This is a genomic window from Photobacterium sp. GB-210, assembly GCF_003026075.1.
Taxonomy (GTDB): Bacteria; Pseudomonadota; Gammaproteobacteria; order Enterobacterales; family Vibrionaceae; genus Photobacterium.
Genome location: NZ_PYNU01000024.1, coordinates 1 through 12,630, shown reverse-complemented (window position 1 = coordinate 12,630; position 12,630 = coordinate 1). Strand labels below are relative to the sequence as shown.

9 protein-coding genes are annotated in these 12,630 nt (G+C 41.6%); 3 read left to right on the top strand and 6 right to left on the bottom strand.

Annotated features, from left to right (window positions below):
* Positions 1-62: 62 nt before the first annotated feature.
* Positions 63-722, top strand: a complete 660-nt coding sequence (locus C9J38_RS18695) for a cytidine deaminase (RefSeq protein ID WP_233217823.1) — start codon at positions 63-65, stop codon at positions 720-722.
* Positions 723-976: 254 nt separating this feature from the next.
* Here C9J38_RS18695 and C9J38_RS18690 read toward each other — a convergent pair whose 3' ends face one another.
* From C9J38_RS18690 to sigZ, 5 genes are all read right to left on the bottom strand, one after another.
* Positions 977-2,497 carry a glutathione synthase gene (locus tag C9J38_RS18690; RefSeq protein WP_107208405.1) on the bottom strand — a complete coding sequence of 507 codons (1,521 nt, stop codon included), beginning with the start codon at positions 2,495-2,497 and terminating at the stop codon, positions 977-979.
* Positions 2,498-2,525: 28 nt separating this feature from the next.
* A complete protein-coding gene (locus C9J38_RS18685) occupies positions 2,526-4,355 on the bottom strand; it encodes an ABC transporter ATP-binding protein (RefSeq protein WP_107208404.1) in 1,830 nt (609 codons plus the stop codon).
* On the bottom strand, positions 4,345-6,180 hold the full coding sequence (locus tag C9J38_RS18680) for an ABC transporter ATP-binding protein (RefSeq protein WP_107208403.1): 1,836 nt from the start codon (positions 6,178-6,180) through the stop codon (positions 4,345-4,347). The genes C9J38_RS18685 and C9J38_RS18680 overlap by 11 nt, the downstream gene beginning before the upstream one ends.
* Entirely contained in the window at positions 6,177-7,850 is a 1,674-nt protein-coding gene (gshA, locus tag C9J38_RS18675; RefSeq protein ID WP_107208402.1) for a glutamate--cysteine ligase, read from the bottom strand. Before gshA ends, C9J38_RS18680 begins: the two co-directional genes overlap by 4 nt.
* Before the next feature lie 216 nt (positions 7,851-8,066).
* Positions 8,067-8,657, bottom strand: coding sequence for an RNA polymerase sigma factor SigZ (gene sigZ / locus C9J38_RS18670; protein ID WP_107208401.1), 591 nt, complete (start codon positions 8,655-8,657; stop codon positions 8,067-8,069).
* 285 nt (positions 8,658-8,942) lie between these two features.
* On the opposite strand from sigZ, the gene C9J38_RS18665 reads away from it, so the two are divergent.
* Complete coding sequence (locus C9J38_RS18665; RefSeq protein WP_107208400.1) at positions 8,943-9,281, top strand: cytosolic protein; 339 nt, start codon at positions 8,943-8,945, stop codon at positions 9,279-9,281.
* 190 nt (positions 9,282-9,471) lie between these two features.
* Here C9J38_RS18665 and C9J38_RS18660 read toward each other — a convergent pair whose 3' ends face one another.
* Positions 9,472-11,181 (bottom strand): L,D-transpeptidase family protein, encoded by a 1,710-nt coding sequence (locus tag C9J38_RS18660; RefSeq protein WP_107208399.1) that lies wholly within the window; start codon positions 11,179-11,181, stop codon positions 9,472-9,474.
* Between the two features lie 810 nt (positions 11,182-11,991).
* Between C9J38_RS18660 and C9J38_RS18655 the strand changes: the two genes are divergently transcribed.
* Positions 11,992-12,348 (top strand): hypothetical protein, encoded by a 357-nt coding sequence (locus tag C9J38_RS18655; protein ID WP_107208398.1) that lies wholly within the window; start codon positions 11,992-11,994, stop codon positions 12,346-12,348.
* Positions 12,349-12,630 lie beyond the last annotated feature (282 nt).

Here is a 12,630-nt window from a genome sequence, read left to right as displayed (position 1 = left end):
ATATAATAAAGGGAAGTAACATTATGAGATATATAAGAATTATCGGTTGTGCTTTAGCAGTAATGCTTTTGTCTGGATGTGTATCTAAAAAAGCAATGGATATTCCATCTGACTTTTGGCAAACGGGAGGAGATAAAAATATCGCAGTTGCATTTGTCCAACCACCAGAAATGCAGGCGCATCGATCAGGTGCTGAAGGTTTACTTGATCTTGCTATCAACGAAATGGTGACTGATAGTGTTGAATCTCATATTCAATCACTAACGCATGATAAGTTTGAAGTAGGCAAGTCAAAAGTTGCGAAATTGATAGAGAATCGGGGAAGCCACAGCGTGATTATCCCAGAATATTATAAAGCGACTGACGAACATAAACTTCCAAAAGATGAACTTAAAAAAGGTTACTTCGATTACGATGTTTCTGTCGTGAAGGATCAGTATCAAGCAACACATCTACTTGTTATCCAAATCATGGCTGCGGGCACGCTGCGTGATTACTACGGCTTTATTCCTCTTTCAAAACCTCGTGGCTATGTGAATGCGGAGGTCACGCTGGTTGATCTGGGAAACAATAAGATCGTAATGGAGCATCGAATTTTAGAAGAAGTACTGTTACCAGAAGATGTTGATTGGGATGATTCAGATAATCAATACCCGGAAATTACGAAGGTTGTCAATCTGGCGTTGGAAAGAGCGGCAAATCGACTACCGGAACTATTGTAATAAAGTCATTGAAAAAAGAGCCTATTGGGTAAATGCCGTTCACATAAGTGTGAACGGCATTTTTTGATTCTTTCACATTATGCTTACGAGTAGACTTAACGCATTATTGGACAATTCTGAGTTAGCGCCTTTGCTAATTTAGCAATATACGAATAACTCTAGGTACTGGAAAATCGCGCGATAGAGGACTAATTTCGTAACATGGCTCGATATAGAGCCATCAAACAGATACATCGCGAATATATAGTTAGTTATTAATCAATCAAGACTAACGAGTCCAAAATCCCCTGCCCGCTATGTATTCCGCCCTCATTCTCACTGGCAGGCTTACTGCGTATTAAGTATCCAGCATAACCGTTATTTTCAGTAACAGGCTTACCTTGATAATGCGCAGTAAAAAGCCCCACTTCACTAACAAGGTCGCTAACTAAGGTTTGCTTGCCATCTCGAACGGCAATGGTTGGGGTGTCGCGTTCATGTGGGTACAAGCGCTGCATTAACGTCCACGCATTGTATTCTTCTGGCTTTAGTCGTTGCAAAATAGCACTAATATCCTCTCCAAATACGCAGTGACCGCCACCTTCCCCTTGGTTCTTCAATACCCACTCTTTTTTATTCGCACTCTGATAAAACCATTCAATACTTTCTGCGGTGATCGCCTTCATCTCTGCCAACACGCTTTTCACTAAATGGGCTTCATTAAGGGACAATCCCCATTGAATATAAGCTTCGGCTGGCATTTGCGTTAATAGCATTTGCATAGATTTGCTCGTCGCTAATTGTTGACTGATGGTGGCATTCATCGCCACGTAATGCTTTTCAATAAACAAGCGAGTTTGGCTCAATGTGTGACAACAAATGTCTTCATCCAACTCTGGCGCGCAGTAATCTGAATATTGGTAACCCGCGCGTAAATACACGGTATCAATAGCGCCAACACCATCAAGGATTAAACGCTGGTTATCACCACTTGAAAGTTGAGTGCTCAATTGCTCGAATGTACGCCTAACGGTACGAACGCCCAACTTATGTAATGCCACCTCCAAAAGATGTTGGTCATACACATTGTCTTCTCCTTTTTGGACGATCATTAAGAATGTTGGCTTTTGATCAGGATTTTTGCTTACACCATTCTTGTCAGAATCAGCAAAATGAGCTTGAACCTTTTTTGCTGCTGTTGCGATGCCTAGGGCTAATTGTTCCAATCCTTGGTTATCGGCAGGTGTTGCTGAATCATCTTCTAGCCACTCTAGGTAAACCTCGTTCCATTGGTTTTCAACAAAACGATGCAGCTCGAAAGCACGTTGACCGAAAGGGCCCATTCCCGCCGCTATGCCATTAAATTCAATAACTTTCGCCCCGTATTGTCGGTCATCCATAAAATCTGTTCTCATTAATAACAGCGGCTGACGAGCAGGTTGCTTAGGGGCGGTTTTATCGCCATGAGCTTGTTGATGGAGCTCCATTAAGCGACCGAAGAACGGGTCGGCTTTCGCCATCTCACTCAATGAGGTTTGCAGAAAACGATGATCTTCAGAAACGTTGCTCACCAATTTAGCAATCAATGGCGTGACCTTACGTAGGTGGTCATACGTTGAACGTTCCATTGTCATCGGCGCAATACTAAAGGGAACATGCCTTGCGGTATTGTCAGCCTGACGAAATGCTACGCCGTGCATGATTTCCCACTCAAGGATGTCTTCAATCACTTGCTCAGATACAAATTGTGTTTGATCAGTATCATTAGATTCGATGTGCGTTGTGTGGTTTTTCATAATGTTCTTGCTCGTCATAATTAACTATTTATGCTGCACTGGCGGCGGTTAAACCAAGCGTGCTGTTTTGAGTGTCATGTTCTTCTTGCGCTTTTTGACTTAGGTACAAATCTCGATAGTCGCCATCTTGAGCAATCAGTTCTTGATGTGTGCCTCTTTGTACGACCTTGCCGCTGTTCATCATCAAAATCTGATCAGCGTTTTGAATGGTAGATAACCGGTGTGCCACAGCAATAACCGTTCTGCCGCCCTGGATATTATCAAGCGCCTGTTTAACCGCTTCTTCCGATTCACTGTCGATATTCGCCGTGGCTTCATCGAGTAGAAATATTTTCGGATCGTGGGAAATCGCCCGAGCTAACGCCAATAACTGCCTTTCCCCAACGGAAAGCGAGGCACCGCCATTACCTGGTTTGTGTTCAAAACCATCAGGTAGACGATGAATGAATCGGTCTGCTTGCACCAATTGGGCTGCATGAATCGCTCTCTCACGGCTTTTCGCCAATGTGTTTGCACTTGTTTTATCAATGGTAAGAACATCGTGAGATAAGTTAATGTTATCTTCAATTGAACCACTAAAGATGGTTGGATCTTGCGATACCAAGCCAAACAACTTACGCAATTGTGCTTCTGGAAGAGTTCGAAGCGATTGCCCGCCAATGAAAATGTCACCCTGCTGTTGTTGATAAAAACGCATTAACAGATTGATTACGGAGCTTTTCCCGCTTCCGGTATGGCCGACAATTGCGGTGAACTCACCACTTTTTGCTGTAAAGCTAACGTCTTTAAGCACGGGGTTATCTTCTTCGTACCCCATAGTGACATTGCGAAACTCAATATCGTGACTATCATTGAACTCTACCTCTGGCATCACTTGATGATGAACCTCAGACTCATCGTCTAGTAGCTCAAAAATACGTTTTGACGATACCGTAGCAACCTGCAATTTATGCAGTTCCATCGATAACTGTCGGAACGGGTCAAAGAATCGCTCAACATAGTTTAAGAAAGCGTATAAGGTGCCCACTTCCACAACGGTCGACATTGAAGCCCCTGCAAACCAGGCAACAATACCCGCTACGGTCAGCGTCCCAATCAAACGGGTCAATGGCAACAACATCAAACTATCAATGGCTACCGATTTGGTTCTGAAGTTAAACCAGCTTTGATTTTCTTTCTCAAACTTGGTTTGAAAGCGTTTCTGCTGGCGAAACGCTTGAATCAACGCCATTCCCTGTAACGACTCATTGATTTGGCCATTGATGTTGCTGACTTGAACTCGAATGCCATCAAATACTGGCGTTGAAATCTTGCGATATAGATGCATGGTCACAAGTAATATGGGGATCAACACCAAGCTTAATAACATCAAACGCCAGTCTAAAAACGCCATAGCAATAAAAGTGGCTAAAATACGTAAGGTTCCTTGAACCACGGTAGGTAGCGTCGACACGAACATATTTCGCAATGACTCAGTGTCGTTAGTAATGTAAGAGACCAGCTTCCCCGTCGGCAGCTTGTCGAATGTCGCAATGGGAAAGTTCAGCACATGGCGAAATAACTGCTCGCGCACATCTTTGACCACAAGCAATGCGCCGTGTTTAAAAGCGACCGCCTGAAAATACCCGAACACCGCAGCTAAAACGTAAAAAAACATAACCAGCCCAATCAAAAAGATAAGCTGTTGCCATTCAAATTGCTGAGGCACGATTACGTCATCAAGGACACTTTTTGCCAACCAAGGAATTGTCATTTCAGCACTGACCGCTAGCCCCAACATGACAAATGCAAAACCAAAACGAGCTTTGTGCGGCAATGCAAACGCTAACAAACGGCGATAAAGCGTATTATTTCCCATGGTAGATCTCCTTCAGAGCAGGATCGTTGTTAACGTTAAAAGTACTGCTTGAACGTGCATGCAATGCTTCTGCGTTCACCAACGGGCCTTTCTCCCCTAACTGACTTTGACGCTGATAAACCATGGAATACCAACCTTGGTTTGCCAATAATTGATGATGAGAACCGCGTTCCTCCACCTGACCATCGTTTAATACTAAGATTTGGTCAGCTTCAATAAGGTTGGTCAGGCGCTGGGTGACAAGCAGCATCGTTTTGTGAGAATAATACGATTGTAAATTTTGACGAACTTGCGCCTCTGTTTTTATATCTAATGCGCTGAAAGGATCATCTAACAACAAGATATCAGTGTCCGACAGGAGTGCTCTAGCAAGTGTTAATCGCTGCTTTTGGCCCCCCGATAGATTCGTACCGCCTTCTCTAAGTCGGGTATCAAAACCCTCGGGCATCGCTTCAATTTCTGCTCGAATAGAAGCCATGTCTGCCACATGCTTTATTTCAGCCAACGACGCATTCGGTTTTGACAGGGCAATGTTCTCTGCGATCGTGCCGGAAAATAAATACGGCTTTTGAGGAACCCAAGCCATTTTGCTGCGCAAAGCATCAAAGGTGAGGCTGTCACTTTGCATGCCTGAAACATGAATACTGGATGGCTGCTCAAGTTTAAATTGACGCAAAGCCAGATGCAGAAGCGTACTTTTGCCACTACCTGTTGGCCCAGTAATGCCCACTAATCCACCTGATGGCACTTCAAACTTTACGCTCTCCAAAACTCTTCGATTTGATTGCTCATAGCTAAATTCTCGGATATCAAATGACATACTTGAATCCGAATCTTTGGCTAATGTTAGATCCCCCTCAACCACTTCCGAGTGTTCCGCAAACAAATGCTCCAACCGACGCCAAGAGGTCTTACCCCGTTGAAAGACATTGAATTGCCAACCAAACTGCATAAATGGACCCAGCAGTTGACCAAGGTACAAAGTAAAAGTCGTAAAGAGACCGACAGTGATACTACCCTGTTCGATTAACCATGCGCCGTATCCAAGAGCGATCACAAACGACAATCCGTAAACCAATTGTATTGTTGGAGTGAACGCTGCATCGACTTTCGCTACAGTCAGATTGGCATCGACCGTTTGGTCTAAGGTTTGTCCAAAGCGTTGTTCTTGACGACCAGAAATACCGTGTGTACGAACCGCACGAATGCCCGATACCGTTTCACGCGTCTCTTCCGTTAAATCAGAAAATGCAGACTGTGCCTTTCCAAAAGCTTTATGTAGCTGCACTCCATAACGACGAGTGATCAGCACTAACAACGGAAAGGGAAGCAGCGCAATGGCGGTCAGTTCACCACTGACAACAAAAATCATCCCTAAAATGACGGTTATACCTGCGATGAAAGAGTCCACTAACGTCATAATTCCCATGCCCATAGTCTCTTCAACAGCGTTAAGATCATTGGTTGCATGCGCCATTAAATCACCAGCACTGCGGCGAGCATAAAAAGCAGGAGGAAGTTGTGAGAACTTTTGAAACAATTCACTGCGCATTACACGAGTAATCGCAATAGACGCCCCATATAACTTGCTTTGCCACACAAAGCGCAGACCATACATTGCCGCACCCGAAACAATGATTCCACCGACGTAGATAACTAGGTTGTGTGCATCTAATGTTCCTTGATTAATGCCGTCGACTACTCGACCGATCAGCCATGAAGGCACCAAATTGATCAAAGCAACCAACTGCAAAGCGATAAGGGCAATGAGATAGTGCCGGCCATACATTTTGATGTAGCCTTTTAATTTCCAAAGCATATTCATAATTGATTAGCTGGCTCTTTATTGTCTTGAAATTGCATCGAATATCTTTGCATTGATAACGCGGCATCAGCCCGAGAAGGCATTTCACAATTGATATGACGTTTTTGGGCTAAATACTCATCAAAGTTTTCTTCATTTCCTGCCTCTAGCTGTTTTTGCTCAAGTAAAGAGTTGTATGCCAGCATTTGTAATTGTGTCATTTCATCGTCAGAGAGCGTATCGCTCAAATATCCTTGTTGGTGCTCGTCTGAATAGCTTTTCATTAACGTTGTGAAGTTTAGGTTTTCTTGCTCCATAACCGCTAAAATCTGTGCTGAAGGCGTTAACTGGCTGGCATCAAACTTGGCTTGTTCACGCATCACGGCTTTCTCATAGCCATTAGTATTCTGCCCGCCATCCATGATGGTCGCCATTTTGGCTAACAGGTTCATTAGTGGTTTCGCCAAATCCGTCAGTAGCACCTCACCATTCAAGGTAGGCAACATCAAATTCGGCTTTCTGCCCTGTGTCGCGACCAACTCTTGCCTTTGCATAATCAAGGTTCTTTCCTGCTTACTTATTTCAGGGCTAGGCGATAATGCGCTGTAAAGTAGAAATAGATCGATGAATTGACTTTGAAGTTCATCAATACCAAGCGGTAACAAAGGATTATTGTCCAAACTGCGTAATTCTATGTATTCCACCCCGTAATGACACATGGCCACCAATGGGCGCATTTGTGCATTGACAATTTTAGGACGTATGGAACCGTATAATTCATTTTCGAGTTGAAGAACCGAACCATTCAACTGTTGATGCTCTGCTAAGTATGAATATTGCACACTGGGTTGAGTTAATGCTTTGCATAGTCCGATCAGATAATCCTGTTTGCTATTAAAGCTGATCGGGAATCGAGATTGCTCACTACTTCCGTACCCTAAGTTACTTAAGCGCAACGATGTCGCCCAAGGTAAGTAATCTGTCGTGCTATCTAACTGCAGTAACTGATAAGGCTTATCTCGCAGATAGCTCTTGTCGGCTGCGGGTGAAGCACCAAACAAATATGGAATGATCCAACCATTGCGTAGAACATTGCGGATCAGATGAAAATATCGCTCAGAAATAAAATCTTCTAGCGGCAATTGACTTTCTGTATTTGCATGAAGCATCTGCCAGAAAGGTTTTGGTAACGAAAAATTGTAATGAATGCCTGAAATAAGCTGCATTCTTTTTCCATAACGGTTTGCTAAGCCTTCTCGATAACGCATCTTCGCCATACCCACATTGGATGTGCCATAATTTGCTATCGCAATATCACTATCTAAAGGTAGAGACGGAGGCATACTTGCCGCCCACATTGATTCACCTTCCGGCAAATGTGTAGCTACAAAGTGGTGTAACGAAGCCAATTTTTTAAATGTTTCCTTTCTACCGGTCACCGCAGGCGTCACTAGTTCCAACTGTGCTTCTGAAAAATCGGTCGTGATGTATGGGTGAGTCAGTGCGGAACCTAGCGATTTCGGATGGGGCCGGTGCGAAAGCTGAGCACTTGGTGTCACTCGAAGCATTTCACGCTCTATACCACGACGAACACCTTGCAGTGTATCTTGCACATCATCACTTGCTATAAATACCAACAGCGACTCATCAACCAGAGTCTCTATATCAATTGGGGTGGCTTTATTTTTCATTTGTCTTATTCAATAAAAGTGTTATTCACTCTGTGAAGACGCAATAAAACCAAAAAAGACGCAAAAATATTCGCTATTTTTATAATTAATTTTTGACGAAAATGTGGATGGGAAAGGCAAGGAAAAAACGCTGTTGTTAGGCAAGGTAATGAGGCAGTCACAAGTGCATCATAGTAAAAATCATGCAGTTGTACGCCCCAGTATTCAAGAAATCATCTAGAGTGTGGTCACCTGGGCTGATTGATGAACACCGTCATTCATCGCGCTTGTTTTGCAGAACTCTACGCACTTTGGATCAGGGTCAAAATCGACAATTCCCTCACCTCCTGCTTCGATGTTGCAGCAATCCATTAAGATCTCTTTTAGCTTTACGCGACCTCGTTGAATGCGACTCTTCGTTGCTGAAAGTGATAGCCCTAATTGTTCAGCAACAGCCTGCTGCGACAATCCATCAAGCTCTGCAAGAATCATCACTTGCCGGTATTTCTCGGGCAAGCAATCAAACATTGGACGTAAACACTGCGCCACCGCTTGCAGGTTAATTAGCTCTGCCGACATTTCTTCTGCCACTTGATTGTCAAGCAGCTCTTCGTGAATTTGTTGAGTCCGATAAAAATCCATAATCGTATTATGCGTAATGCGATACAACCAATTGTGGAGCTTATCTCTCGATTCTAGTTGTTCAATCTTTTGACTGGCCTTGATGTAAACGTCCTGCAAAATGTCATCAGCTAAATCAAGATCTCCCGTCTTTTTCACTATGTAACTTCTTAGTTGATCTTTGTGTATGAGCCACTCTGCTAACATAGCGTTTCCTCTATTATCGATACCTACTCACTATATTTCGATAATAATCGAAATATAGTGAGTAGGTAAAGCGCAAAGATCTAACAATTCAAGCAACCATTCCCTGTCACATTTAAGGCATCCCATGTCCGCGCAAATGAAAGCAACAAAATGAGCTACTTTTTCAGGCTTACGTTTCTTGTCGCCACGGTCACTCTCAATACCTCGCTAGTTTTAGGCGCAATATCTACTCCACTCAGCCCTGATAGTGATAGAATCTGCATATCAGAATTACCGAGAAACTCTATGTTTATCCATCACGTTAACGACATTGACTGGCTGGTGATCACAGCTTTTGAAGAATTCAAAACTATGTTTATCGAAGAAGCCGGTAAAATACCTTATTGCTTCTCTACCACCAGCGAATTAAGCCTGATTGATCAAGCCAAGCGGACTTATGGGTATTTGCCTGTACTCCGCGGTGTTATCACCGATACAGGTACATTTCAAAGCAAAGATAACGAAGAAGGTTTGAACCCACAACTTGCTTGCCTCGTTGAAGGACGCGGTCGAGTGTTCATCTATCACGGTGGCTTTGTCGCTTTTGTGGATGACGAGCAAACCTTTATAACCCGAATAGACTGAAAATTGATCAGTAATTACTCATCGAAAAATTGGCATCCCTCCCCGCTCATCCGTCAGCATTTCATTTATTAACAGCAGCCTATAAATATTGCCCGATTAAATACAGCAAAAAGGCTAAGTGTATTGCACTTAGCCTTTTTCATACGCTGAATAAGCGCTTTATTCTTCGAAACTAAAACCTACTTTCGAATTAACTACTTTGCCCATTCAATGCCAGTGCCATACGTTGATGAGTGCGGTAATTGGGAATCGAAATAAATTGATTCTGAATCGGTTTAGCGCGAGGGCTATCGTAACCGTAAATATCAGGACGTATCGCTAACTGACCATTCGGTGTTACCCATGCCGTTAAGTAAGCCACATCAAGATTCACATGTGTATCCAAGCCAATCTCACGGTGGTTGTTGGTATTAATCATATCGTCAACAGAAGGCAAGTTAGGCATATTTTGGTAAGACAAAATAAGTGTCGCCATTTTACGTGGTTGTTGTACACGCATACAGCCAGAGCTTAAATCGCGATGACGACGATTAAACAATGGATACTCTGATTGCGCTTCATCATGCATATACACAGAGAATGAATCAGGCATCAAAAATGCAACTCGTCCAAGCGCATTTTCAGGGCCAGGATCTTGACGAAACTCATGAGTAAATGTTTTTGGATTTACCGTTGCCCAGTCAATAGAACTCGGCGGCACAACAGAGCGATCACTCCAGCTATTAATCACATCCATACGACTATTCGTTAAGAAATTAGGATTTGCTTTAGCCGATGGAATCGTATTCTGCACTTTAATGGTTTCAGGTACATACCAGTATGGGTTTATCACAACCGTATTAATGTATGACTGAAACAAATTGGTTGGACGTTTTGGCATCCCATCAATAATTTTCGACTCAAATACTGGCTTTTGATTATCGTATAGCGTCATTTTGTAATCAGGAATATTCACAATAATTTGTGGACCATCCCCTTCTAATTGGGCAAAACGCTCACGTTGTAAGTTTAATGCAGCAAGACGTACCAAACTTGAATAAGGGCGTGTTAATTGACTCATAACGTCAGGCCCGATAATGCCGTCCATCTTCAAGCCATAGTTTCCTTCAAAAGCTTTGATCGCTTGGTTAATCACACCAGTATTGGTAATTGTTGCTTGAGCCACAACTTGTTGATACTCAGGCTGAGTTAAATAACCCAGATTCCAAAGCACCGTTGCAACTTTGTCGCCATAAGGGATCGGCTCACCAATGCTAATAACCTTATCGAAGTGAACGACACTTGAATCCAGTGGGTTAGCTGGCAAACTTAATAAATGGTTAATCACCCCCATTGTTGGAACAAACTGCGAAGAAGGAATAAGAGAATTGATTTTTTGAACCGTTAATGGGAAATATTTCTGCGCCATTGTTAACGACAAAGGCGTTAATTTTACTGGCTGTGAATTGTATAACGGTCGAGGATCTTGCATTAACTGGTGCACATAATCCACGTACACCAAATAGGTATCCGTTAATAGTAAATCAAAGCCACGCTCATCTTGCCTTGTCTCTAATTTCTTCAACTCTTGTAGGCGCTGCTTCATACCAGGTAGTGTATCTGAATCTGCCAACGCTTGTAATTGCGGCATGATCGCACTGACAAGCGCAGGGTTTAACCAAAATGGCATGAAGTTATTATCAGCATATAGTGCATCTAAGATGTTATCGTTACACACTTTTACGGTTGATTGCGGACATAAAGACGCAGTGCTATTTATCTTAACACCATCTAACACATGCCAATCTAAATCTGGTTGCGCCACATTATTAGCAGCGAAAGCCGAGCCACAAGTCAATAAAGCCGAAACCGCCATTACCGAACCAATGAATGTATTTATTTTTTTTCGACTAAACTTCATCCAACATTCCTTAACTAAAACTAAGGAAGTAAAATTTTACCTCCTTAGCATTTAAATCATTCTCATTAAAAAGTGACAAAGATTTCAAAGTAACTAATAGTGAGTAATTTATGCTAAAAAACGATAAGTGGAAATAACACTTTCGGAATATTAAATTTTAACCTGAACTTTGTTCGATTGCGGTTGATAAAAAATGATGCAATAAAGATCATTAATTGTTTGTTTTGTTAAAATAAATTTCTCAAAAGTGCCAGTGAATCATTATTTACAAATAGTAAATAAAAGCGAAATAAATTGAACGATATTCGGTAATTTAAAACTAAATGCAAACCAATAATAGAAATGAACTGATTCTTTTTTTGTGCTCATGAATGCCGCTAGTTATGAATGCCGCTAGTTATTCTAGCTCATTTTTTCCCCATTATCATTCAGAGCAAATACTCATTAATATCGCATTAACGTGATTTTGGATTAGTTTTATTTACTGTATATATCAACAGTTATAATGAACGTGTTGATTTTATCACTTAATTTCCGTATTTAATAAGAAATATTTCTTGTTAAAAACAGAGGTGAAGCTATAACTAATTGATAATTAGTTAATTTAATATTTCAGTTTGTATTTAATAAGACTGATTAAATACATTTCTTACTTTTCACACCCTCTTTCAAATCGATAAATGTAAGAAAGTGCTATCAAGTTCATAATATGCAACGATTATATCGAGTATGGTAAAGGTATTTCATAAGTATATTTTTGCGCGAAAGTAAGAATGCTTATTAATATACTGTTATGTGTATAAGGATGTCATGCGTAAATTATTCATTATTTTCTCTATTATTTTATCACCGGTTGTACTCGCTCAAGATTTACATCTAAGCAATGAGGCTGAATTAAATGTCGCTTTAGGTATTCATAAGGCTTTAAAAGATGTTTCAAAAAGCGTAACTTCTTGCATTAAATCTGGAAAAGAACATCATGTATGCTTGTGCAATAATCGTAATGAAATTAATGACTTTAATAGCATAGTTAAATCAGCATTCAAGAAATATCCTGCTTGGATAAAAGTTAGAACACTAAACTTTCCTGTACCGGACTTTCCAAATGCGGTAATAAATCCTTCAGCTTTATTTGTAGAAGCTAATAAAAAATTGGATTGTGGTTAAATACACATAACAAGCAAATAAATCAGGACTAAAAACAGTTGGCTTTTACTCCTGCGTCGCTTATTTTAGCCAACAATTTTTAGCCCATTATTTGGGCGTTATCCCTACCTTTCCTAATACTTACCAGCCAGAATAGAGCTAAGTGCGTCACACACTTCTGTCCGTGCGACCTGAAGTCGTATGAAGCGTTGTTCACCGCTTTATGAGTGAACCGTCTGTATCACCAGATGAACCTACGAGCCTGAATAAAGCAGCGGCTCGGACAATGTAACGAAACTTGGC

Coding starts and splice junctions, on each gene's coding strand:
- C9J38_RS18695 (WP_233217823.1), top strand. CDS start 63: ATGCTTTTGTCTGGATGTGTATCTAAAAAAGCAATGGATATTCCATCT.
- C9J38_RS18690 (WP_107208405.1), bottom strand. CDS start 2,497: ATGAAAAACCACACAACGCACATCGAATCTAATGATACTGATCAAACA.
- C9J38_RS18685 (WP_107208404.1), bottom strand. CDS start 4,355: ATGGGAAATAATACGCTTTATCGCCGTTTGTTAGCGTTTGCATTGCCG.
- C9J38_RS18680 (WP_107208403.1), bottom strand. CDS start 6,180: ATGAATATGCTTTGGAAATTAAAAGGCTACATCAAAATGTATGGCCGG.
- gshA (WP_107208402.1), bottom strand. CDS start 7,850: ATGAAAAATAAAGCCACCCCAATTGATATAGAGACTCTGGTTGATGAG.
- sigZ (WP_107208401.1), bottom strand. CDS start 8,657: ATGTTAGCAGAGTGGCTCATACACAAAGATCAACTAAGAAGTTACATA.
- C9J38_RS18665 (WP_107208400.1), top strand. CDS start 8,943: ATGTTTATCCATCACGTTAACGACATTGACTGGCTGGTGATCACAGCT.
- C9J38_RS18660 (WP_107208399.1), bottom strand. CDS start 11,181: ATGAAGTTTAGTCGAAAAAAAATAAATACATTCATTGGTTCGGTAATG.
- C9J38_RS18655 (WP_107208398.1), top strand. CDS start 11,992: ATGCGTAAATTATTCATTATTTTCTCTATTATTTTATCACCGGTTGTA.